At 31.3% G+C, this 24,204-nt stretch carries 16 protein-coding genes and 1 pseudogene; 15 read left to right on the top strand and 2 right to left on the bottom strand.

Annotated features, from left to right (window positions below; translation table 11 throughout):
• Position 1 precedes the first annotated feature (1 nt).
• From HNQ90_RS09060 to HNQ90_RS09015, 10 genes are all read left to right on the top strand, one after another.
• Positions 2 to 1,894: a monovalent cation:proton antiporter-2 (CPA2) family protein gene (locus tag HNQ90_RS09060; RefSeq protein WP_144117942.1), complete on the top strand. Its 1,893-nt coding sequence runs from the start codon at positions 2 to 4 to the stop codon at positions 1,892 to 1,894.
• Positions 1,895 to 1,959: 65 nt separating this feature from the next.
• On the top strand, positions 1,960 to 2,559 hold the full coding sequence (locus HNQ90_RS09055; RefSeq protein WP_144117941.1) for a DUF6642 family protein: 600 nt from the start codon (positions 1,960 to 1,962) through the stop codon (positions 2,557 to 2,559).
• Positions 2,560 to 2,703: 144 nt separating this feature from the next.
• Positions 2,704 to 3,333 (top strand): SDR family oxidoreductase, encoded by a 630-nt coding sequence (locus HNQ90_RS09050; RefSeq protein ID WP_144117940.1) that lies wholly within the window; start codon positions 2,704 to 2,706, stop codon positions 3,331 to 3,333.
• A gap of 559 nt (positions 3,334 to 3,892) precedes the next feature.
• Entirely contained in the window at positions 3,893 to 5,269 is a 1,377-nt protein-coding gene (dgt, locus tag HNQ90_RS09045) for a dGTP triphosphohydrolase (RefSeq protein WP_144117939.1), read from the top strand.
• Entirely contained in the window at positions 5,269 to 6,075 is an 807-nt protein-coding gene (locus HNQ90_RS09040; protein WP_144117938.1) for a nucleotidyltransferase family protein, read from the top strand. The genes dgt and HNQ90_RS09040 overlap by 1 nt, the downstream gene beginning before the upstream one ends.
• Positions 6,076 to 6,371: 296 nt before the next feature.
• Positions 6,372 to 6,656, top strand: a complete 285-nt coding sequence (locus tag HNQ90_RS09035; protein WP_144117937.1) for a hypothetical protein — start codon at positions 6,372 to 6,374, stop codon at positions 6,654 to 6,656.
• Positions 6,657 to 7,366: 710 nt separating this feature from the next.
• Positions 7,367 to 8,482: a DNA cytosine methyltransferase gene (locus HNQ90_RS09030; RefSeq protein ID WP_244962217.1), complete on the top strand. Its 1,116-nt coding sequence runs from the start codon at positions 7,367 to 7,369 to the stop codon at positions 8,480 to 8,482.
• Entirely contained in the window at positions 8,482 to 10,611 is a 2,130-nt protein-coding gene (locus HNQ90_RS09025; RefSeq protein ID WP_144117935.1) for a sensor histidine kinase, read from the top strand. Before HNQ90_RS09030 ends, HNQ90_RS09025 begins: the two co-directional genes overlap by 1 nt.
• Positions 10,612 to 10,616: 5 nt before the next feature.
• Complete coding sequence (locus tag HNQ90_RS09020; protein ID WP_144117934.1) at positions 10,617 to 11,213, top strand: response regulator; 597 nt, start codon at positions 10,617 to 10,619, stop codon at positions 11,211 to 11,213.
• A complete protein-coding gene (locus tag HNQ90_RS09015) occupies positions 11,213 to 11,815 on the top strand; it encodes a hypothetical protein (RefSeq protein ID WP_144117933.1) in 603 nt (200 codons plus the stop codon). The genes HNQ90_RS09020 and HNQ90_RS09015 overlap by 1 nt, the downstream gene beginning before the upstream one ends.
• Before the next feature lie 784 nt (positions 11,816 to 12,599).
• Here HNQ90_RS09015 and HNQ90_RS09010 read toward each other — a convergent pair.
• Positions 12,600 to 17,627 (bottom strand): DUF4132 domain-containing protein, encoded by a 5,028-nt coding sequence (locus HNQ90_RS09010; RefSeq protein WP_144117932.1) that lies wholly within the window; start codon positions 17,625 to 17,627, stop codon positions 12,600 to 12,602.
• A 15-nt stretch (positions 17,628 to 17,642) separates the two neighbouring features.
• The gene (locus tag HNQ90_RS09005; protein WP_144117931.1) at positions 17,643 to 18,059 is read right to left on the bottom strand and encodes a hypothetical protein; all 417 of its coding nucleotides are present in this window, start codon (positions 18,057 to 18,059) and stop codon (positions 17,643 to 17,645) included.
• 263 nt (positions 18,060 to 18,322) lie between these two features.
• Here HNQ90_RS09005 and HNQ90_RS09000 point away from each other — a divergent pair, with 263 nt between their 5' ends.
• The 5 genes and pseudogenes from HNQ90_RS09000 to HNQ90_RS08980 form a co-directional block, all read left to right on the top strand.
• Positions 18,323 to 18,940 carry a YqaA family protein gene (locus HNQ90_RS09000; RefSeq protein WP_144117930.1) on the top strand — a complete coding sequence of 206 codons (618 nt, stop codon included), beginning with the start codon at positions 18,323 to 18,325 and terminating at the stop codon, positions 18,938 to 18,940.
• A gap of 92 nt (positions 18,941 to 19,032) precedes the next feature.
• The gene (locus HNQ90_RS08995) at positions 19,033 to 19,329 is read left to right on the top strand and encodes a DUF3817 domain-containing protein (protein ID WP_144117929.1); all 297 of its coding nucleotides are present in this window, start codon (positions 19,033 to 19,035) and stop codon (positions 19,327 to 19,329) included.
• A complete protein-coding gene (locus HNQ90_RS08990; RefSeq protein ID WP_144117928.1) occupies positions 19,322 to 20,566 on the top strand; it encodes a mechanosensitive ion channel family protein in 1,245 nt (414 codons plus the stop codon). Before HNQ90_RS08995 ends, HNQ90_RS08990 begins: the two co-directional genes overlap by 8 nt.
• 391 nt (positions 20,567 to 20,957) lie before the next feature.
• Entirely contained in the window at positions 20,958 to 21,608 is a 651-nt protein-coding gene (locus HNQ90_RS08985; protein ID WP_241678401.1) for a phage tail protein, read from the top strand.
• 22 nt (positions 21,609 to 21,630) lie between these two features.
• A pseudogene (locus HNQ90_RS08980) lies at positions 21,631 to 24,204 on the top strand (hypothetical protein); the annotation flags it as partial.

Below are 24,204 nucleotides of genomic sequence, written 5' to 3'. Positions count from 1 at the left end.
TATGAGTGGAAGTATACTTTTTGAAGCCATAGTATTTTTAGCAGGAGCCATAATTTGTGTCTCTATTGCAAAACGTTTAGGCTTAAGTTCTGTAATAGGCTATTTATTAGCAGGCGTTTTAATTGGCCCTTATGTATTGGGGTTTATTGGCGAAGAAGGGCAAGATATATTACACTTTGCCGAATTTGGTGTGGTTGTAATGCTGTTTTTAATCGGACTAGAAATTGAGCCTAAAAACTTCTGGAACATGCGAAAAACCATTGTGGGTATGGGCGGCATACAAGTAGGAGGCACCATGCTACTTTCATACATCTTGTTTGCTGCATTAGGTTTCGATTGGAAAGTGGCTTTAGTCATTTCTATGGCTGTCGCACTATCATCCACAGCTATTGCATTACAAACTATAAAGGAAAAAGGATTAATGGATACCACATTTGGTACGTCTTCATTTTCCATCTTATTGTTTCAAGATATCATTGTTATTTTCATGTTGGGTTTTATTCCGTTGTTAGCTAATTCGGAACAAAACACGACTGCCGAAAGTCACAGCGAGCATGCGAATTTATTGGAAAACCTACCCATGGGATTTCAAACTTTAGCCATTATATTATCGGTGGTTTTAATTATTGTTGCTGGTCGGTATTTAATTGTACCCATGTTACGAAAAGTGGCTAAAACAGGTGTTCGCGAATTACTTATTGCTGCTGCTTTATTAATTGTATTTGGTATTTCATTTTTAATGGAATATGTTGGCATTAGTCCTGCTTTAGGTGCTTTTTTAGGCGGTGTTGTACTTTCTAACAGTGAGTTTAAGCACGAACTAGAGAGCACCTTAGAACCTTTTAAAAACCTGCTTTTAGGGTTGTTCTTTATGGCTGTTGGGGCATCTATTAACTTTATAGTCATTGCTAAAAGTCCTTTAACTATAGGAGGTATTTTATTGGCTATTATCGTTTTAAAAGCGCTCGTGTTATTTATAACAGGACATATTTTTAAATTAAAACTAGACCAAAAATTATTGCTAACCTTCAGTTTAGCACAAATTGGTGAATTCGCTTTTGTACTGTTGTCCTTCGCTTTCGGACTCAATATTTTAGAACAAGAACAAATGGATATGATGCTTGTAATTACAGCACTTTCCATGTCTATAACGCCAATAATTAGTATGGTTAACGAACGTTTAATACTTCCTAAAATTGGTACCAAAGAATCCATAAAACGACCTATGGACCACATTGCTAAATCGCAAAAAATAATATTGGTTGGTTTTGGTCATTTTGGAAGTACTATTGGGCGATTTTTACGCTCTCATGGTGTGGAAGCTACCATTTTAGATCACGATTCTAATCGTGTAGATTTCTTGCGTAAAATGGGTTTTGAAGTGTATTATGGAGATGCCACAAGACTAGATTTATTAGAATCAGCAGGCATTTCCGAAGCTAAAATCATTATTTGTGCCACTAATAAATTAAGTGTTTCAAAAGCTATTAGTAAAATAGTAAAGGAAAAATATCCGCATGTAGAACTTATGATTAGAACTAAAAACAGGTATGATGCATACGAGTTATTAAACCTTGGCCATCAAAATATTTATAGAGAATCTTTAGAAACGTCCTTAACTTTAGCTAAAGATGTATTAAGCAAAATGGGTTTCAGAAAATACACGCTAACTAGACAAGTACAAAACTTTATTAAGTATGATGTAGATAGTTTAAGACGCTTAGCTTCTGAACCTAACCGAGAAGACGACTATATTTTTAAAGCTAAAAAAGAACTAGAACAACAAGAAAAATTCTTAAATGAAGATTTCAAGCGAGGGGTTGTAGATTATGATAATCATTGGGATAGCGACCATATTAAAAAAGCTTTAAAAAACCCGAATGCTAAAGATTAATGCCTAAAAGAATAAAAATTTTCCATTAATTTTGTGTTTTAAAGACCTTTCATAAATTCTGAATTTTGTTAGAAAAAAGAGAACAATTACCCCAAAATCAATTAATAGATACAGACTATTTTATTTACTGTTTAGAAGCGGTTGAAGATGTCGAAATAGACACCGTTACCGAAGCACAACATAAATTAGCACAATTAACCTCGCAATATGGTGTAGCCAGTATTTATAAAACATGCGATACTATTGAAGGTTTAGAAGATAGCCTGAATGCATTGGTTTTAGGCGATCATAATTTTAAAGACTACGAAATAATTTACTTGGTTATAACGGGTGAAGCCAATAGTATTTGTTTAAATGATTATTACTATAGTTTACAAGAAATTGCTGAAATCTTTGAAGGCCGATTACAAGGCAAGATTTTACATTTTTCGAATGCCAAGGTTTTAGATTTAGATGATGAAGAAGCACAGTATTTTCTTGATATAACAGGAGCAAGGGGCATTTCGGGATACGGTTATGCGTCAAACGGAATAACTAGTTCAAATCTTGATATCGCATTCTTTAACTTATTTAACGACGATGATAATATGTTGGATGTGGTTGAAGAACTTCATCAAAGACATTACAAAATGTGCAAACTATTAGATTTTAGGTTGTATTATTAGCTTAAGACTTTAATATGCTTTACAACATTTACTTACCCTTATAAAAACTACAAAACAGAACAAATAGATTCATTTGAGTCAACATTTTATTGGAATACATCAAGCATTAACCGCTAATATGGGCACCTTGTAAAAAAAAGACAAATGGAAAACGTATTAGTAGTAGGTGCCACAGGTACCACGGGAAAAAAAATAGTTCAATTATTAAAAGCATCGCAGTATTTCGAACCTGTAGCTATGGTTAGAAATACTCAGCAACAAACCGAGTTTGAGGCACATCAGGTAAAAACGGTTATGGGCGATTTAGAGCAAGATGTATCGCATACAGCAAAAGATATGGATAAGGTCATTTTTGCTGCAGGATCTGGAGGTAATAATGTAAAAGCTGTCGATCAAGATGGTGCCATAAAAATGATTGATGCCGCATCAAAATGGAATATCAACAAATTTGTAATGCTAAGCTCGATGGGAGCAGATCAACCAGAAAAAAGCGATAAGCTTCAAGACTACTTAAAAGCTAAACATAACGCCGATGAATATTTAAAATCGTCTCCTTTAAATTATGCCATTGTAAGACCCGGAAGTTTAACCAATAGCGTTGGTGATGGTAAAATTAAATTATCAAAATCACTTAATGAGCAAGGAGAAATATCTCGCGATAATGTGGCGCAAACCTTGGTGAGAACGTTACCCGATGATGCACCAAATAAGGAAACCTTCGAGATTATTTCTGGTGATACTTTAATAGGTAAAGCCTTAGAAAATTTAAAATAATTTTTTTGGTATAGCCTAAAACATTAGAGCACAAATTAAATATATAAAAACACCCAAGATTTTTAATCTTGGGTGTTTTTTGTTTTGAAGAAAATAGAGTGTTTATTTAAAATATTGTAAATAATATAAAGTTATTTTGATTCAATAAAATGTAATTGTATCTGTATAATTACAATAAACCTCATAGTTTTACTGTTACAAAGACATTTTATATAACGTCTGATTATAATTCTTTTTTGAATTATAATGTTCTGCATTATAGCCTGTCCCGAACTTGATTCGGGATAACTTTGCTTTGGTAAAAGCGAAGTTTAAACTACTACTTTTTCTTTATTTTTTTCTTCTATAAACTTTCTCTACAATGTTAATGACATCGAGGTATGAGATGCATGAACTCCTCCAAAACAATATTAACGTTGTGAATAAACACTCTTTTTACGAAACGATGATAGGAGAGAAGTGGAATGTGTGTGGAATAGAAAAATCTACAGGTAACTTTACTAATAAATACAAATTTTAATAATATATTTAAAGTCAATTATTACAAAATTTATAATGTATGGATAAGTGGAAAAAATTATTACAAGGAGTAACTTTTAGAAATCGTTCAGAGACTATATCAATAGATGGGAGAGATCCTTTTGAAAATGATTATGGAAGGTTGATTTCAAGTTCTCCAATTAGAAGATTACAAGATAAGACACAAGTTTTTCCTCTAGAGAGTAGTGATTATATTCGAACACGATTAACTCATTCTTTAGAAGTCTCTTACATTGGTAGTTCTATAGGTAAGAGTATTGAAAAATATGTGATTGATGAGAAAAAAGATTTACCAGAAATTTATAGAGGTCAAATAAGTTCTCTATTAAGAGGTTCTGGACTTGTTCACGATTTAGGAAACCCTCCATTTGGACATTTTGGTGAGTCAGCTATACAAGATTATTTTAAAGATTATTTTGATAATAATAATAATAATAATAATAATGTCGATTTAAGCGAAATTGAAAAAGCAGATTTTATAAATTTTGATGGTAACGTACAAACTTTTAGAATTTTAAGAAGATTGCATTTTTTTAAAGATGAACATAGTTTTAATTTGACTTTTCCAACATTAGCAAGTATTATTAAATATCCATCAAATTCAATTGAAGGAAATAAAAAAAAGAAGGCGAAAGAAATTAGGACAAAAAAGTTCGGATATTTTGTTTCAGAACAAGAAGATTATGAAATAATCAATGAAAAACTTGGCTTAAATAACCGTAGACATCCTATTGTATACTTGATGGAAGCAGCGGATGATATTGCATATTGCGCTGCTGATATAGAAGATGGAGTTAAATTAGGAATATTAAATTATGAAACAGTAAGAAAGGTTTTTGAGAAGAATTTAAAGGCAAATAAGGATTTATTAGAAGTTTTAGACACGTATCATAAAGATAATGATAACAAATTATCAGATAGGTTGTCACTTACAGTACAACAATTCAGAGTTAAAACCCAAGGAAAAATGATTGAAGGTGTTGTCGATTGTTTTAGAAAAAATTACAATAAAATAATGGACGGAACTTTTGAATATGAATTAATAGAAAAATCGAGAGGTTCAGATATTCGAGATTCGTTTGAAGAGCTTCAGAGAGTTGTATTTGATAATAAAAAAATTATGCAAACGGAGCTAGCTGGCTGGGAAATTATATATGGATTACTAGATATATTTATTCCTGCTACAAAATCTGAAAAATTTAAAAGTGGAGGAAACACAAAAGAAGCTAGATTATATAAAAATATATCTTCAAGCTATAGATACATATATGAAAATTATAATAATTATGATAATGATGATTATAATAAAATCCAACTAGTTGTTGATTTTATAAGTGGTATGACAGATACTTATGCATTAAATTTATTTAGAAAACTTAAAGGAATTAGGTTGTAATGTTAAGCGTTATTGAAGATAAAATATTATTTAAAAAACTTTTTGCTGAGAGATTTAGAGAGGTTTTAAAAGAGCATTCAGAATTTTATAAATTTATATTAAATTTATTGGTTCACGGAACGGCTTATGTTGTTGGTGGATTTGTAAGAGATTCTATTAATAATAAAAAATCGAGAGATTTAGATATGATTGCTTCAGTTTCACACGAACAATTAGAAGGTTTATTAAAGGAATCTAAATTGAATTACTCTATAAATAGAATGTTGGGTATTAAGATTAAACTTAATAATTTTGAAGTTGATATTTGGAGTATTGATAACAATTGGGCATTTAGGGATGCAGTTGTAAAAAGAAATGAAGATTATATTTTAGATAACATTTCTGATGGCTGTTTTTATAACTACGATGGTTTAGTAATAAATATCCATACTAATAATTTTAGGTCTAATCATTATAATGATTTTGTAAATAATAGTCAATTAGATATAATACAAAAGAGTAAGTCTTATAAATCTAAAAATCCAACAATTGAAGCTAATATACTTCGTGCAATTTATTTAAATGAAACATTTGGAGTAAATATTACTCCAAATTGTATGAGTTATTTAGTGAAAATGATTAGTAATGTTTCAAATAATTATGACTTAAAAGATAGATTAAACCTCTATTTAAATAAGTATGAAAAATATAAAAAAGCATTGTCAATTGAAGATGTAATGGATGCAATAGGACTTATAAAATATATTCATAACAATAGAGTTGAAGGAAAAAAAAATCCAGGTCAATTCAATATTGATTTTGATTAAGAGTTTTTTGCCCTCATAAAATTTTGGTAAAACAATAGGTGAGTGGAGCATACATATTTTAGGCTATACGAATATAATTTTCCTGTGGATGATTGTATTTGAATACAACAATTAACTAAAATTACGTTTGAAATCGCATTTAACTAAAAATGTACTTTGGGTACATTTTCTTAACGCTAAATAGTCTAAATTATAGCGAAACGAGCTTTAATTGTTTCCAAAAGTTTATGCTGTCTTGATTTTTTTGTTTCTTTTTTTATCAAGAAAAAAAGATATAGAACTTTAAATTCAAATTTATGAAACATGAAAATTTTGATAGACATAAGTTTCGTGCTTGCGTAGATGAAGCTAGAAAAATCATTTTAGAAAAAGATGACTTTTCGTTGGAAGCTAGGAATCTATTAGCTCACTTAATTTATGATAATAGAAGTATCAAAGGAATTAATTTCAAAAAACTTTGTTGGGACACTATATTATTCGATTATCCTGATTGGGTAGAATATTATAATATGACTGAAAATAGATTTATTAAAATTAAAGAATTTCTGATTAAAAAAATTGAACAAAATGGAAATCGTTAATTTCTATTTTACATAATATTAGTAGTTACAATTAAAAAAGTTTAAATAGTATCGAGAATAGAATAAGTGCTTAGAATTCTATCCTTCATAAAATAACTGCAAATTATAGTACAGAAATATAATTATGATGCTTCTTGAGAATCGCGTATTTAAAAAATAATGGATGATTGTACAGAATATTAAAATTATACGTGAAGCAAATCGATAAAGTTTAATGACCCAAATATTGAGTATTCTTTTAAAACTAAAAACTTTCTGGGATATTTTACATAATAGAGAATTATAGCTACACAATTATAAATGCAACTACGAAGCCACAATTAGCTTGTCATAATTACTATCGATATAAGTCTGCGACATTATATCTGCAATTATGTCAAATATCGCTCAAAAACGCTATTTCGCTAATTGTTGTAAAATGTACTATAATGTTCTGCGTTATGTAACTTGAGCTTTGGTTAAAAGCGAAAGGTTCTATTTAAGTTTCTTGAAAAAATTTATTCTAAAAGTTTCTTCTGCTATGTTAATGGAACACTTTTTATGCGACGACGTAGGAGGGAAGCGTAATATGTGTGGAATGATTTACTATTGACTTGACTAAATGATGTCAAATAATGCTTTCTATTATTAAATAATTTTTCGTAATTTGTTATGTTAAGTATATAAACTTTAATGAACAGAAAACCTAACCTACATATTGAGCGATAAAGATGAGTTTATTAGTTAAGAATACCAACACTTTAGAGCTGAATCAAAAAGTCGTTTCTAAACAAGAAACTACTATGTTGGGATGCGATATTTTTAGTGGAGCTGGAGGAATGAGTCTAGGAGCAGAAATGAGTGGAATTAATATTTCATTTGCTGTTGAACACGATAAGTATGCTGCGCAAACATTTAAAGCAAATCATAAGGCTTCAAATGTATTAGTTAATGATATAAGGTTAATTGACCCAAGTAATATTATTTCAAACAATCCTTTTATTCTTTTTGGAGGACCACCATGTCAAGGTTTCTCCTTATCAAACACAGTTACTCGAAATTCAAAAAATGTTAAGAATAGCTTATTTGAAGAATTTTTAAGATTTATAGAGGTTCTTGAACCAACCTGGTGCGTATTTGAGAATGTTGAAGGTTTTAGAAGTTTTCAAAATGGAAAAGTTGTTAAAATTTTAAAAGAAAGACTTGAGAATTTAGGTTATACAGTAAATCATGATGTTTTAATTGCATCTGATTATGGTGTTCCTCAAGACAGAAAACGTTTTTTTATGGTAGGAAATAAGAATGGGATAAAGTATAAATTTCCTGAACCAACTATAAATAAATTTACAGTTTCTGATGCATTATCAGATTTACCAGCATTATTAAATGGAGATTCTATTGAATCGTTACCATACAGTAGTTTAGCTGAAAATGAATTTGCAAATGCTATGAGGATTAATTCCGATTTTTCATTACAAAATTATGTTTCGAGAAATAGAGATTATGTTTTAGAAAGGTATAGACATATAAGACAAGGAGAAAATTGGAAGGCAATTCCTGACGAGTTAATGCAAAATTATGCAGATAAGAATAATTGTCATTCAGGAATTTATAAACGTTTGGACTCAAGTAAGCCTTCTGTAGTGATATCTAATTATAGAAAAAACATGTTAATTCATCCTTTTGAAAATAGAGGTTTATCTGTTAGAGAAGCTGCAAGATTGCAAAGTTTTCCTGATAGTTTCATTTTTAAAGGAACTTTGATGTATATGCAGCAACAAATAGGGAATGCAGTACCTCCTTTACTAGCTAAAGCATTGTTTGATCAAATAAATAAAATGAGCTAATGCCAAAAAACAGCGAAAAATCAATTAAATTTAATTTTGATGTTAGTGCATATAGACTATTAGGTCGTGAGCTTATAACTGATAGAATAACAGCTTTGTTTGAATTAGTTAAAAACTCATATGATGCTAATGCAGAAAATGTTACAGTTGAATTCCAAAATATTAACCCATTAAGTACAGATTCTAAAATAATTATCAAAGATGATGGTATCGGAATGCAGTTTTCTGATATTAAAAATAAATGGATGGTAATTGGTACAAGCAGTAAAAGAAGAGAACGCCTCTCTCCATCACCACATAACAGAAAAGTTTCAGGAAAAAAAGGAGTTGGCAGATTTGCAGTTGATAAATTAGGAGAAAAACTAGTTTTAAAGACTAAGAAAAAGAATGATAGCCAGTTATTATGTTTGGAAACAGATTGGTCTCATTATTCAGGCTTAGAAAATTCACAATTTAAATTAAACTTTGAAGATGAAAAGCCTTTTTTTACTGATGTTGAAAATAGCTATTGGTATGAGGATGATTCGAAAGATAATCAAGGTACGACTTTAGAAATCTCTTTAGTGAGTGAAATTTGGACTGAAGAAGATGTTAATAGAGCTTATAAAGAATTATCAAAGCTAGTTTCACCAAACTCAAATTTAAAGAAAACATACCCATTTAATATTACAATTAAGGCGCCATACAGCGGTTTTGAAAATAAGATAGTAAAAACACAACTAATTGATTTTGCAACAAAAAAAGTTGAATTGTCATTTAATGCTGTTAATAAAAAACAGGAGATATTACAATATAATAAAGCGGAAAATGATTTGTCTTTAATTAGTGTTCCAGAAAGACCTTGTGGCTTATTGAAATTAACTTTGTATTATTTTAATCAAGAGGATAAACGTAAATATAAAAGTCATTTTAAATCAGATATTGATGGTATCAAAATTTATCGAGATGGCATTATTACAACGCCATTTGCAGAATATGTTTCACATCAAGAAAAACAAAAAGACATACTTGGTATTGACAAAAGGCGATACTCTGGTTTTTTTGAAAGGTTTGGGAGTAGAGATTTATTAGGGTTTGTAGAGATTACGGATGAAAATAATCCGAACATTATTGAATCGACTAACAGACAAGGGTTTGTTGATAATGAGGCTTGGGAAGAGCTTAGAAAATTTATTATAGAGCAAATTGTTCAACTTGAAACCTATTATAAAAATATAAAAAAATCCGAAAGAGAATCTACGAAATCTAGTTTAGGTGGTGCAAGTAAAGATTTAAAGTCTATCAAGAAAGAAATTGCATCAATAAAAAAAGAAGCTTCTCCTCAGGTTAAACAAAAACTAAAAAATATTGAGGCCAACTTAGGGAAAATACAAGGAAGTGTAACTAAAAGTATTAAAGATTATGCTAATTTAGAAAAGGAAAGTAAACAAAAAGAAAATTTATTTTTTAGCCTTGTTTCACTTCAAACTTATGCAGCTATGTTTTCTCATATGACAAAACATACTATTGGTCATATACTTACTAGTGCAGAATATTTTAGTAAAAACTATCCAAATCAAAAGTTAGAAAGTAGATTTATAAAAATCTCTAAGAATATTTATAATGAAATGCTCAAATTAAGAAAAGGTGTTGATTTTATGCTGAAATATGCTAAATCAGATACAGAGTTTGAGGAGATTAATGTAAAGAATCTTGTACTTAATTTATTTGAAGATATTTACTTTGATAGGTTTATAGATGAAAATATTAAAACAGAGATTGTCATTAATGATGATTTAATATTAAACTACAATAGAAAGTCAATTGAAGATATTTTTGATAACTTAATTTCAAATTCAATAAAAGCATTGAAAGGAAGAAATGATAAAATAATTAAGTGCAGTAGTATTACATCTAAAAACGATTTGACAATTTTATTCTCTGACAATGGTATTGGTATTAAAGAGGAAGATAAGTTTAGAATTTTTGATATTTTCTTTACTAAAACATCTGAAGATGGAGGAGCAGGAATGGGACTTTATATGGTTAAAACTAGAGTAGAAGCAATGCAAGGTAATATTGAGGTAGTTGAAAATGAGTTAAAACCTAGTGGAGCAACTTTTAAAATTACACTACCATTTAAAAAATAGAGAATATGAATGTGACTTTTGTTATAATAGATGATAATGAAGAAATTAGAGAACACTCTTTATTATTTACGCTTGAAGATAAATATAAAAATGTTAATTTTTATTCGAATCCAAATGAGGGTTTACAATTTATTAAAGACAATCTAGATGTGAATTTAATCGTTTTACTCGACATCGAATTTTCTGAAAAAGATAAAAAAAACGGTCATATTCTTTTAGAAGAAATATATAATACATCAGCTTTAATACCTGTTATATTATGGAGTGGCATTAATGAAACGACAGAAGAATTTAGTGATTTTATTAATAATCATGCTTTTGGTTTTTTGAGTAAAACTTCAACTTTAGATGAGTCAATGTTAATTGTTGATAAGGCTTATAATCACTTAAAAAATAGTTTAGATAATACAATAGAGGATTGGATTATTCAAAATGAAGTAGATAAAGACAAAACTATTTATTTAAATGCTGATGGAGATAGTTTCTCTTTAAACGATATTTTAAAAGAAATTAGACTGCAAACACCAATTGGCAAAGAATTTTCATCAAAATTAAATGCATTAACTATCGATTTATTGTTACGAAAAAAAGAAAAACTATAATGGTTGATGTTATTGGATTATTTGACAATGAAGATGATTCATTAGGACTTTTTTTTGACCTTTGTTATCAAAATTTAGTAGACTATTTAGCTAATAGCACAATAAATATAACCTATATTAATAGCCAAAGGTTAAATGAAATATCTATACCGATAATAACTGGTGCTTTAGGTAAATTTATCGCTCTTGCATATTCACACGGAAGTGAAAATGAATTATTAAGAAATAATACTCCATATATATCCACAGATGTTAATTTTGATGAATTTGCTGATTCTTTCTTTTATACTTGTTCTTGTCATACAGGTAAGCTTTTAGGTGATGAATTAGTAAATAATGGAGCCTTAAACTATATAGGTTATTCCGATAAATTTAAAGTTTGGGGTTTCAATATGGAACCATATATTGATTGTGCAAATTATGGAATTAAGCTGTTTTTTGAAAAACATTGTACAAATGATATTGTTCTGATGATGAAAGAGAAATACACAGAACATATTGATAATTATGAAAATGATATTTTAGGAGCAGCTATGTTAGTCTCAAATAGAAATTGTCTCATTAGTATTGGAAATAATATTACAATTGAAGATTTGTTATAATTATGTAAAATAGAATCTCGATGTTTACCTTGGCCTCATAAAATTTTGGTTAAAACAATAGGAGAAATGAGCGTGCATATTTTAGGGGTTTAGCAATACAGTTTCTTAATAATTTCTATTATAAAAGGGATTTCAAAACAATCTTAACGAGTTACAATGTTTCCTAAAAAATAGCGAATGAACCGTTAATTGTTTCCAAAATTATATGCAGCCTTGAATTTTTGTTTCTTTTGTTTCAAGACAAAAGATAATGAAAAAATGAAAAGAAAGATTAATTGAAGTTCTAATTATAACAAGTGCATAGAATTTTATTTTTCTTAAAATTTATGCTCTTGTGGCAATCCAAGAGAATCATCTAAAATTTTTTATAACGTACATTTTATCGAATACGCGATTTTTAATAAGAGCAAAAAGGTTAGCTTTTATTTTGGCGTTGGCAAGCGTTGGATAATTGTGTGTAAAATAAATTGCCAGAGCAATTTGATTTTATAAAACAATCGAGCGCTTGGTAGCGGCTATTTTACATAACGGCTAATTATAGATACAAATGTTTTATAAACGCTGCGAAGCAAACCGCTTATTAGTTTAATGACCCAAGTTCCAATTATTCTTATGAAAACGAATGCTTCTGGGATATTTTACATAATACTACATTATAGCTATCAAATGGACTCCTCTCATAAAATACCAATGATAACATTTGTACTATAATTTATATTATGTAAAATAGAAAATTTAGAGCTCTCTATAGCCCATTTCAAAACCATAAAAATTAAAACACCTATTACCTTTGTATTTGCGCCAGAATTGTTGGGTCTTTAATTTTATTGTCTTCCGATAGTAATTTCATTTTAGAAATAATTTCAGCAGTTTTAGGGTCATCATCTATAAATGGTAAAAACAAACGACCACGATGTTGACTATGAACAGGAATTATAGATAATTGCAATCCGGTTTTACTAACCATACCGCTACCTAAATGAATACTATAATCTGCTAGTGTGCCTTTTATTAATATATGTCTTTCTTTAACCGTAACATTGCTAGCCTTAAATAATCTGGCTGTTTCTCGTGCCAAAGCACCGCGCATTTGCATGGTTGAATGACTAGCTTCTGGGTCTACACCTCCTACATGTGCAACACTTACTACCAAGTCTAAATCGCGCATAACTTCACTAAACGTAACAGCATCAATATCCGTTAAAGGCACTGGTTTATAGTTGTTTCTAGAATGAAAAGCCACATGCTCTAATGTTGGCGCTTCTATATCGGCTGGAGAAAACCAATCTGCCATTGCATAAATTGAGGCTATAAATCCTTTTTTATGATACACTTTCTGTAAACCTTCTTCGTGATTTACCGTCCAACCTCTTGATCTTAATAAAGCTACTGTTTTTTGTGGCTGAATTTGGTGTCCTTGGTAACGATCGGATTTTATTTTGCTTTCAATTTCATCTTTGGTAATAACATATAATTCTCTAAATATCTGTTTAAAAGGCTGCACCAACGCTGTATCAAAAGCATATTTTTGGTATAAATCCCAAACGACACCTTGGTATAAATGTGATGGATGTGCAATAATTATTTCATCTTTTTGCTTTATTGGTAGACTCCTTCTATCGTTATCTATTAACGCGCCATCTGTATAAAACCCAAATATATTTTGTGTTTTATTGAACAGTAACAATTTAGTTAACATGGCTTTTACAACCGGATGAATCAAAATGTTTTGTAGTTCTTCCTTGCTAAACACCTCTTCCCGTAACATGGCATTTTCTAAAGAAATACGCGTTCTGGAATATTGCTTTCTTAAAAAGGCTTTATTTTTTTGTAAAACCTTAATATTTTTATCCTTTCTATATTTAGCGGGAATAGATTTTTGTGCTTTACCATCTTTAGTAACTTTAACATCGGCTTTACCTTGCTCGTTTATAAATAACTCTACAATAACATTATCGATTTCCACAGTAGCGTGCTCCATAATTTGTTGGGTGGCCTCCCCTTCCATGGCCCATGAAAAACGGATACTATCATCGTATCCAGCATTTCTAGCCAAATTATCTAGCGCGATTTCTACGGCTTTTTTTTCGCTTTCTTGTCGTTGTGATCCAAATTGTTTGCTTTCTCTTAAAAATTCCTGCAGCAAGTTGTATCTATTTAAAAGATCTTTTTTTCGGTTGGCTTTACTTAAAGGAATTAAACCAAAGGCTTTTACATAATCTTTATCTCGTTTATCGTTTATTTTAGCTAATGCTTCTCTAATTTTAATGTCTCCAAGAATTACAGACGAATACAGTTTTACAAGACGATGTCCGTTACCATCTGAAATATACTTGGCCGCATCGTGTAATACTTTCCAATTTTGTTTTCCTAGATTAGGATACACTTCATTAAACCAGTCTAAATCTATTACGCCTTTAGCAAAATCTGCACGATCAACATTGGAATATCTAGAGATAATGGTTTCCTTTTCAGCATTCATATAGTCTGATGCATGCGCATGAAACCACCAAACGGCATCTTCTAGTTTTTCAATACCCAAAAATTCACCAATCCAACTCGCCCATTGTGGCGCATAAATAGCTGTTTCAATCCATCGCTTTTTTGTGATTTTGGAGGTGTTAGCCTTGGTTTCAAACTCTTGAAAATCTTCAGTATCTTTAGGTACACATCGTTTAATTAAACTACTAAATACTTCTTTTTTAGAATCGAATCGGTACCACGAATAGCCTCTGTGAAAAGTATCCTTACCTAAACGGGTTAATAATTCAAATAAATAATCAATACCCTTAATATTGCCAATTTGACCCATATATGGCGTAGCTTCGGTAGCTAAATCGCCTCTTTCTAATTCAACCGATAACAAGTTCTTCTTCAAATTATGCGCAATACCAGAAGGAATCGTGTCTATATTAATTTCTTTATTTCTGTAATGCGTATTGCCTTCTAATAAATTTAGTAAATCTGTATTTATTAATAATTGATATTTAAAATCGTCATCATTAATTTTATTAGCCTTGTACAATGCTACTGTAATCCACCCTGGAGGGGAACTTGGTTGCATTGGGTTAATATCTGTTTTAGCGATCTCGCTAATATGTTTTGGAGTATCTGGAAAGGTTAATTTAGCAGCAAATAGGTACATTTTTAAATCCCAATAGCGTTTTAGTAACGCAGTATTATTGGAAATTTCATGTAAATCTGTAGCCAATGCACTTAAATCCATAATTTGATATTCTATCATATCAGTCCAATCTGTGACCTTTTGGTTCCAACGATCTTTAGAAGTTTTTAATCTTAAATCTTGCGGAAGTCTTGCCATAGCATCTTCTAAAACATCAATTTTAAATTGTAGTACGGTTGGAAAATCGGCGTAACCGTTAAATAGAAATTGAAGCAAATGTGCTACCTTTTTGTTAATGGAATCCCATCTTTGCGTTTTTACCAATCGTAACCCCTTAAAATCAGGTAGATATTGTTTCGTAAAATTGAGGTAGTTTTCACTTTTATAGATATAAGGAAAGTTGTCGCAATAATAAATAGCAGCCAACATTTCGAAATCGTTTAATTTAGAGTTTTCATACCAGTTTAGCCAAATCTCTGCCAAAGGAAGGTATTGTAATTTATCTTTAGCCTTGTCTAAATCGTGTGCGTTTTTGTTATTATAAGCAATACTTCTAGCTAATAAAACAATTTCTTTATGTCCGTTTTTATAATGCGCTTCGTATTCGTGATTTTGGTGCTTTTCAAATAAAGCAATAAGCGCATTTATGGCGCGTACTGTTTTTTCGTTATCAATTAAATTACTAAAAAGGAAATTAGTTTTAGGTGTTAGCTTTGAAATGATATTTGATAACAGCGATTTGTTATCCTTACCAAAAATAATTTGAGGAGTTATTAAAGGTGATAAATTATTATAATCAATGGCTCCAAAACCATTTTCGAAACTGTAAGTCTGTGTGGTTTTTGAAAATTTATCAATATAAACCTGTTCGTTTTTCGATAATTTTGGACGCTCTGAATACAGGTTAATTTGAGTATCCACAAAAGGGACTAAACGATTACTTTCATGTAGTACAGTCATGATTTCTAGAGCTGCTAATCGCTGATCTACTTTCGATGATTCTATAAGGTTTGAAGTAATAGCTTCCACCCTATTTTCCTTTTGCTTTAGTATCAGTTTAATGATGTTTTCTCGTAAATCTTTGTGCTTTCTTTGTAACAAATCTTCAAGTACTAAAACATCATCATTATTTAAATCTATAGATTCAAACAAGGTAATTCCTGTAGCCATTACAGCCGTATTTCTATCCTTAATAGCTTGATGAATAACATCTCTTTTCCATGGTGATTTTTTTAGGTCAACCTTAGGATGCTTCTTTTTATTTGCTCTGTAATAAGACCATGTATAATGATTTGGAAATAGTTTTCTAATGAAATTACTACGTTCATCGGAAGTTATAGCACTTAAGTTTTTAGCTAAAATTATTTGTTGATCTGCATTAGAATAATTTACTAAAAACTCAAAAAAGTAATTGGGTTTAATGGTATATGCGGTCCATGAAAATACTTGCCCTGATATAGATTTTCCTTTAGGTGGCAGACTTTCTCCATACGCTTTTATGGTATTAAATAATGTATCGCTAAGCTTCGGCTTTACTGGCATTGCATTTAAGACCCAAAAGTCGACTTCTAAATCGTTACCAAAATTCGAGTTCATCCAATCTAAAACTTTATGATTGGTGCGTCCTGTTTGCGAAATAAACATACAGGCTAATATTTTCTTCTCTTTACTGCCGTTATTTATTAAGTCTATAGCTGCTAGATTTGCAGAATCAACATCCGTTAACCCTAAAAACCATAAAGCCACATAAACCTCTAAGTTATCTTTACTTGTTAAGGCGTTTTTGGTTAACGATGGGTTTTCAAAAAAGGAGAGACTTAACTCTAAAACTCTTTTTATGGTTGCTGTTTTTGGAGCTTCCCACCCAAAGCCAAACCAGGAATCTGCAGCCCTAACAACACTACTAAAACGCATTAAATTATGCTCTAAAATCACTTTTATAAAATGATTTAAGGCTCCTAGAGATGTTTCGTCTAGGGATTCTAATATGGTTTGACGCAACCCTTCTTGACGTTGGGCTGCTAATAATAAATTTTCGACTAATTTCCAGTTTTCAGGATTTTCAGTAAGTAACAAACCTTTAACTAAACTTCGTGTAACACCACCTATCTCGTCTTCACTTATAAAAATATCCTGTATTAAACTATAAAGCGCTTGAGACTGCGTGCTATCATTTAAAGCTGCAGCAAATATATAAGCGTGGTTTTTATAATAATACTCGTCGTACACATCATATTGCGCGAGTTCTAAAATTGTTAATCCGGAAAACCCTACCGTTCCTGATTTGTATAAATTTTGCAAATAACGGATTCTATTTACAATATAGTCCTCGGATGATTTACTACGAAATGAACGTCTTGTATAGCCAGTTTGGTAAGGCGATTTTAATATTAAATCCCAAACACTAGCTATATAAACTGCTTGATGATTCCCAAAAAGTAATTTTGCTAGTTTTAATCCTTCTTTACTGGTCCAAGGGTTAAAGGCTAAATCCTTACCAAAATACTCTAGATAAGGCTTTATATTTAGGTTATTGGAATAGTAACTTTGCTCCGTTTTGCTAGAAAGTTGCGTAATTAGCAATCCTAAAACATTGTATTTTTTATTAAAACCAATAAAATCAGTCTTACTTAATTTTGAAGGTTTTTTACTTTCTATAAATTTTTGGGCATCCTCTAATTTAATCATACTAAATTTTGATTTTTACCAATACGTTCCTGTTAAGAAAGTCATTCTTAAAAAGGTAATATTAGTATCTGGAGTAAGGGAAATATTCTCGTTTAAATCGGTTATTTCTTCATCATTTATAAACACTAGAAACATACCATCTTTATAAGCTTGAATTGCTGTTTCAATACTTGCCTGTTCATCGGCTAAGTTATAATTAGCAATATCACCAAAACCTATTTTACCAGTTTCCGATTGCTCTTGAATTTGTGAAGGTGTTAAAAAAGAAAGAAGTTGATTGTTTTCTCGTTTAGAATTATAGTCTTTTATTTTACTAGATACACAAGCCACAAGTAAATCCTTTAAATCATTGATTTTAAAGTCTAATTGTATGGTTTCGGTATAGATTTTCTTTTTGCCTAAACGCTTTAAATTGATGAAAAATTCTTGCACGCTTTTATAAATTGATTACTGCAATATAGGATAATTTACACAAAAACCATTGGTCATTATTGGTCATAATAGTCAAAATTATTACCCACATAAAAATATGCTTTATGAATTTTTAGCGTTTTTTACATGAAATTTAGCGCTATAAATCTCAGCTTGAATTAAATAACCCTAAAATCATGTTAAATTTCTTCTAAAGTCAAATATTTATACATTTTAATACTAAATCTAGTATTATATTTGCAGTCCCTTTATTTATAGTAAGCATGAAACCGGAACCAAAAGATAAAACTCAAAAATCGCGACTACAGTTGCTGCACCAGTATTATAAATATACAGGGTTTTACACGTTTGTTTGGGATGCAGTAAAAAAATCGTTTCCATATATTGTGGTTATTGTGATTGCTATATATGCGTTAAATCATTTTTTTGATATTAACGAAGCTTTAGTACGTCTTACCGAAATTCTTCCGGCTTACGGTGTATTAAGTTTCTTTTTTGTTTCAGAAACGCTTTTAGGTCTTGTACCACCAGAAATTTTTATTGCTTGGGCAGGTAAAATGTACAGTCCGTGGTTATATTTATCGCTACTCGCTATTTTTTCATACAGTGGTGGTTTAGTATCGTATTGGATGGGACGCTCCATAACAAAAATGCCATCGGTACATAATTACCTAGAAACTAAATTGGAAAAGCAATTAAAAAACTCCAAAAAATGGGGTGGATTTTTAATTATGGTTGGAGCCGTATTGCCACTACCCTTTTCTATTGCTTGTTTAGCCGCCGGAATTATAGAGTTCCCTTTTAGAAATGTGATGATGTATGGGGCTTTAAGGTTTGTGCGTTTTGCTATTTACGGTCTTATTATTTTTAATGTATTTTAGTTTTTAATACGCTAAAAAAGTCTTGAATATTAACGGTTTTTAGGGCAAAAACTATACTTTTTCTATCTATTTTTACACTATAAATTTATACTATGTTTTCATTTTTAAATATTTTCAGAATTGTAGCTTTACTAGAAGGTGTATCCTATCTTTTATTGTTATTTATAGCTACTCCTATTAAATATATTTCAGGCAATCCAGAATACGTTAAGCTATTAGGTATGCCACATGGCGTATTATTTATGCTGTATGTTGTTTTGGCCTTTTTATTAATGAAAGATATGAAATGGAATACTAAAACCTTATTTATTGTACTTATAGCTTCTGTAATTCCTTTTGGTACATTTTATATCGAAAAAAAATATTTAAAACCAGTTGTTAATGATTAGTTACAAACATTGGTTATATGACTATTTAATATCAGCAGATTTTTCCGAAACCACTGCCAAATACCTAAACATGCTAGGTCTATTAATAGCCTTGTTAATTGTGGTGTTTGTTGTCGATTATATTACCCGAAAGCTTTTAGTGCAGGCCTTTGTAAAGTTCGCTACGGTTTCAAAATCTAATTTCGACGATCTTTTAGTTAAAAATAAAGTACCTAGAAATGTAGCACATATTATTCCTTTACTTATTGCTTTAAAGTTTTTTCCTATTGTATTTTATGATTTTCCGGCGTTCGAAACTACTTTTGAAAAAGGCCTACAAGTATTTGGTATCATTTTAACCCTTTGGATTGTTAGAAGCATTCTACACACCTTAAAAGATTTCTTTAAAACCTTACCGAGTTTAAAAGATAAACCTATAGCTAGCTATATTCAGGTGTTCATGATTTTTGCTTGGTTGGGCGGTTTTATGTCGGCCATAGCCATAATTACAGGCATTCCGTTTTTATCATTTGTTACGGGACTTGGAGCTATTTCGGCAGTTATCATATTGGTTTTTAAAGATACTATAATGGGCTTTGTAGCTAGTATACAAGTGTCTATTAACGATATGGTGCGTATTGGCGATTGGATAACTTTCGAGAAATATGGAGCCGACGGCGATGTAACCGAAATTACTTTGGCAACCGTAAAAGTTCAAAATTTCGACAAAACCATTACTACGATTCCAACTTATGCTTTAATTTCCGATTCCTTTAAGAATTGGCGAGGTATGACAAGCTCTGAAGGCCGACGTATTAAAAGAGCACTCTATATCAAGCAAGATGGTGTAAAATACTTAACAGATAATGAGGTTGAAGCATTAAAAGGTATTCAGCTTATTTCATCTTATATTGAAACTAGACAGAAGGATATTTCAGATTATAACGACAGTCATAATATTGATAAAACACTTTTATTAAACGGAAGAAACCTTACCAACCTTGGGCTTTTTAGAAAATATATAGATGCCTACTTAAAAAATCATTCAGCCATTAACAAGGACATGATGATTATGGCGCGTCAATTAGCACCTACAACACAAGGTATTCCGTTAGAAATTTATGCTTTTAGTAGCGATAAACGTTGGGAAAATTACGAATATATTATGTCGGATATTTTCGATCATCTTATTGCCGCACTTCCCTATTTCCATTTGGAGATTTTTGAGTTACCAAGTACTGGAAGTTTTACTAAGTAATATTAATTAATGTCCATTAGTTAAAGATAGAGGTTATAAGTAAGCCACAACCTTAAATATTTTTCCTGCAATAACGTATTTTAGAAATTATAATAGTAGAAGTTTTTTGATATAAAATTTAATCTTCTACATTTTTATTATATCCAAATTTAAAGATTAATACTCAATTTAATATAATGTTGAAAAAGCGCAGGGATTAAATTTCTAATCGTAGGTCTTTTTATTCTATTTTCTACATTTTAGCATTTCAAATCATAAATATCCGACAAAATGCATTTTTTACAGACAAAAAGCGTAAATTATTGTAAGATATTAAGTTCTTTCTATTTTATTTCGATTCGTTTATTTAAGTTTGGAGTATAAAACCTAACCTTAAAACCAAATGAAAATTATGAAATTAAAAATTAAAATCATGGGATTACTCATGTTTTGCTTATTGACTTCTATGAAAAGTAAAGCACAAGAAGGCTTTATAGGAGAAGTAAAAATGTTTGCAGGTAGTTTTGTTCCCAGAAACTGGGCTTTTTGTCAGGGACAGTTACTTTCAATAGCATCAAACACCGCTTTATTCTCTATTATAGGAACAACCTATGGTGGTGGTGGTAGAACCACATTTGCTTTAACAGATTTACGTAGTAGAACAGCTGTTGGTGCTGGCGCTGGCCCTGGACTATCTAACATAAGAGAAGGAAGTCAAAGTGGCAGTGAAGATGCTATTTTAACCATTTTAAATATGCCAATTCATAACCACGCAGGTACCTTTACGCAAACATCTGGTATTTCAACAATGCCAGCAGTAGCAGAAGAAGCAAACTCTGATGACCCCACAAATAATAGTCTTGCAATACCTAACATTGGAGGGGCTAATAGGCTATATAGTAGTGATACTCCTGATACTAACCTATCAAATGGAACAGGTAATGTTCAAGGAAGTGTTAATATTTTCAATAGAGGAAGTCAGCAACCTTTTAATATTAGAAATCCTTATTTAGGTATTAATTATATAATCTGTACTAAAGGTATATTCCCTTCTAGAAGCTAACCAATAAAAAAAACATTTAAACATGAAAAATAATTACACGCTAAAATATTTGAAAATAACCTTGTTATTTTTAGCATTACTAATAACAAACGCGCCTTTGTTTTCTCAAACGACGTTAACAAAAGGAGATATAGCTTTCACCAGAATACAAATGGATGATGAATCTTTTTCTTTTGTGGTCTTAGTTCCTTTACAAGCTGGTACAGAATTTTATATTACTGATGAAGCTTGGAATGGAAATAGTTTATTAATGGCCGAGTCTGAATTAAAATTTACGGCAAACTCTCTAATTCCTGCTGGAGAGGAAGTGTCTTATAATACATCTTCAAACGTTTTAACATTTTCGGGAGGCAGTGTTTTGGGCTCTATAGTATCTGTTGGAGCAAACATCCCTATTAATATGCTAGGAACTTCAGGCGATAATTTATTTATTCACCAAGGTTCACAAGGATCGCCTTCGGTTGCTAATTTTATTGCAGGAATTAGTGCTAATTCTGGTGTGCCTGGAACTTCAGGAAATGCTTGGCAAACAAGTACGAGCACATCAAACACTTTATTGCCTAGTACTTTAACAAATGGTGCAGACGCTGTTGGTTTGTTTCCTTTTGGTGGTTCTCAAACAGAAGTCGATAATGCACGCTATAAACCTACAGCCAATCATACGGGTGTTAAAGCAACTATTTTAGCGGATATCATGAATTCATCTAATTGGGAATTTAATAATGACGTTGCTTTTGGCTTACCTCCAACTAGATTTACTATTATTCCCCCTTGTACTGCACCAGACATACCTACAGTTACATCTGCACCACCAATTATTTGTGATGGAAATAGTGCTTTATTAAGTATTTCTGGAAACAAAAATGATGCAACAGAATGGCGTGTTTATACGGGGTCATGTGGAGGCACTTTAGTTGCTATAACCACAGGGTCAAGCGTTATTGTAACACCAACACCTCCAAGTACAACATATTATGTTCGAGGAGAAGGTGGATGTGTTACACCTGGTACATGCGGAACCGTAACCATAAATACTACTCCTAGAGAAGATGCTTCTTTTAGTTATAGCGCCTCTGCTTATTGTGTTGACGGATTAGATCCAACACCTACTGTAACAGGGGTTTCTGGCGGAACTTTTTCTTCATCAGGAGGAGGCTTATCTATAAATCCTACTACGGGTAAAATTGATGTTTCAGCTTCAACACCTAACACCTATACGGTCTCTTATACCACTAATGGTTTATGTAATGGAACAGAAACGGCTTCTATCACAATAAATGCTTCAGATGACGCTTCTTTTAGTTACGCTGCTGCAACTTATTGTGCAGATAGTTCTGACCCTACACCTACTATTACGGGACTAGCGGGTGGAACATTTGACTCTACAGCTGGATTGTCTATTAATGGCTCAACAGGTGAAATTGATCTTTCAACTTCAGTACCTAATACCTATAACGTTAATTATACAACAACAGGAACCTGTCCAAATACGTCTCAAGTTAGTATTACTATAAACGCTTTGGACGATGCTTCATTTAGTTATAGTGCTGCTACATATTGTGCAGATGGCGCTGATCCTACACCTACTATTACGGGACTAGCGGGTGGAACATTTGACTCTACAGCTGGATTGTCTATTAATGGCTCAACAGGTGAAATTGATCTTTCGGCTTCAGTACCTAATACCTATAACGTTACATATACAACAACAGGAACCTGTCCAAATACGTCTCAAGTTAGTATTACTATAAACGCTTTGGACGACGCTTCATTTAGTTATGGCGCTGCTACATATTGTTCTAGTGATACAAATCCTATACCTACCATTACGGGTTTAGCAGGTGGAACATTCTCTTCTACCTCAGGACTATCTATTAATGCTACTACTGGTGTAATTGATCTTTCGCCCTCCACACCTGGAACATACTCAGTTACATATACTACTACGGGAGCTTGTCCTAATAGTTCAAGTGTTTCTGTAACTATTAATGCTTTAGACGATGCTTCATTTAGTTATGCTGCTGCTGTATACTGTGCTGATGGCACTGATCCTACACCTACTATTACAGGAGTAGCTGGCGGAACATTCTCTTCTACCGCAGGACTATCTATTAATGTTACTACAGGTGAAATTGATCTTTCAGCTTCAATACCAAATACATATACAGTTTCATATACTACTACGGGAGCTTGTCCTAATAGTTCAAATGTTTCAGTTAAAATAACTGCTTTATCTGCATCTATAGCATCGCAAACTAATGTAACTTGTAATGCTGTTCCTAATGGTAGTGCAACAGTTACTGCAACTGGAGGAACTACTCCTCATACTTACACATGGAGTAACGGTGCTACTACCGCTACAATTACAGGTGTTACCGCTGGAACTTATAATGTAACAGTTACTGATGCTAATGGATGTACTTCTGATACTTCGGTTACTATTGTAGAGCCAACTGTATTAGTAGCAAGTTCCGCAGTTACATCTAGTTATAATGGTTCACAAATTTCATGTAATGGTGCTGCTGATGGTGAGGCTACTGCTGCTGCAACTGGAGGAACTGCACCTTATACTTACGCATGGAGTAACGGTGCTACT

Origin of the sequence: Algibacter amylolyticus, assembly GCF_014202225.1 — a bacterium.
GTDB classification, from domain to species: Bacteria; Bacteroidota; Bacteroidia; order Flavobacteriales; family Flavobacteriaceae; genus Algibacter_B; species Algibacter_B amylolyticus.
This window is presented reverse-complemented; position numbering and strand designations above follow the sequence as displayed.

Excerpts from the sequence above, each read along its gene's own strand:
- HNQ90_RS08985 (WP_241678401.1), top strand. The coding sequence starts at position 20,958 with ATGAAATTAAAAATTAAAATCATGGGATTACTCATGTTTTGCTTATTG.
- dgt (WP_144117939.1), top strand. The coding sequence starts at position 3,893 with ATGGATAAGTGGAAAAAATTATTACAAGGAGTAACTTTTAGAAATCGT.
- HNQ90_RS08995 (WP_144117929.1), top strand. The coding sequence starts at position 19,033 with ATGTTTTCATTTTTAAATATTTTCAGAATTGTAGCTTTACTAGAAGGT.
- HNQ90_RS09050 (WP_144117940.1), top strand. The coding sequence starts at position 2,704 with ATGGAAAACGTATTAGTAGTAGGTGCCACAGGTACCACGGGAAAAAAA.
- HNQ90_RS09020 (WP_144117934.1), top strand. The coding sequence starts at position 10,617 with ATGAATGTGACTTTTGTTATAATAGATGATAATGAAGAAATTAGAGAA.
- HNQ90_RS09035 (WP_144117937.1), top strand. The coding sequence starts at position 6,372 with ATGAAACATGAAAATTTTGATAGACATAAGTTTCGTGCTTGCGTAGAT.
- HNQ90_RS08990 (WP_144117928.1), top strand. The coding sequence starts at position 19,322 with ATGATTAGTTACAAACATTGGTTATATGACTATTTAATATCAGCAGAT.
- HNQ90_RS09010 (WP_144117932.1), bottom strand. The coding sequence starts at position 17,627 with ATGATTAAATTAGAGGATGCCCAAAAATTTATAGAAAGTAAAAAACCT.
- HNQ90_RS09040 (WP_144117938.1), top strand. The coding sequence starts at position 5,269 with ATGTTAAGCGTTATTGAAGATAAAATATTATTTAAAAAACTTTTTGCT.
- HNQ90_RS09030 (WP_244962217.1), top strand. The coding sequence starts at position 7,367 with ATGAGTTTATTAGTTAAGAATACCAACACTTTAGAGCTGAATCAAAAA.
- HNQ90_RS09015 (WP_144117933.1), top strand. The coding sequence starts at position 11,213 with ATGGTTGATGTTATTGGATTATTTGACAATGAAGATGATTCATTAGGA.
- HNQ90_RS09025 (WP_144117935.1), top strand. The coding sequence starts at position 8,482 with ATGCCAAAAAACAGCGAAAAATCAATTAAATTTAATTTTGATGTTAGT.
- HNQ90_RS09060 (WP_144117942.1), top strand. The coding sequence starts at position 2 with ATGAGTGGAAGTATACTTTTTGAAGCCATAGTATTTTTAGCAGGAGCC.
- HNQ90_RS09000 (WP_144117930.1), top strand. The coding sequence starts at position 18,323 with ATGAAACCGGAACCAAAAGATAAAACTCAAAAATCGCGACTACAGTTG.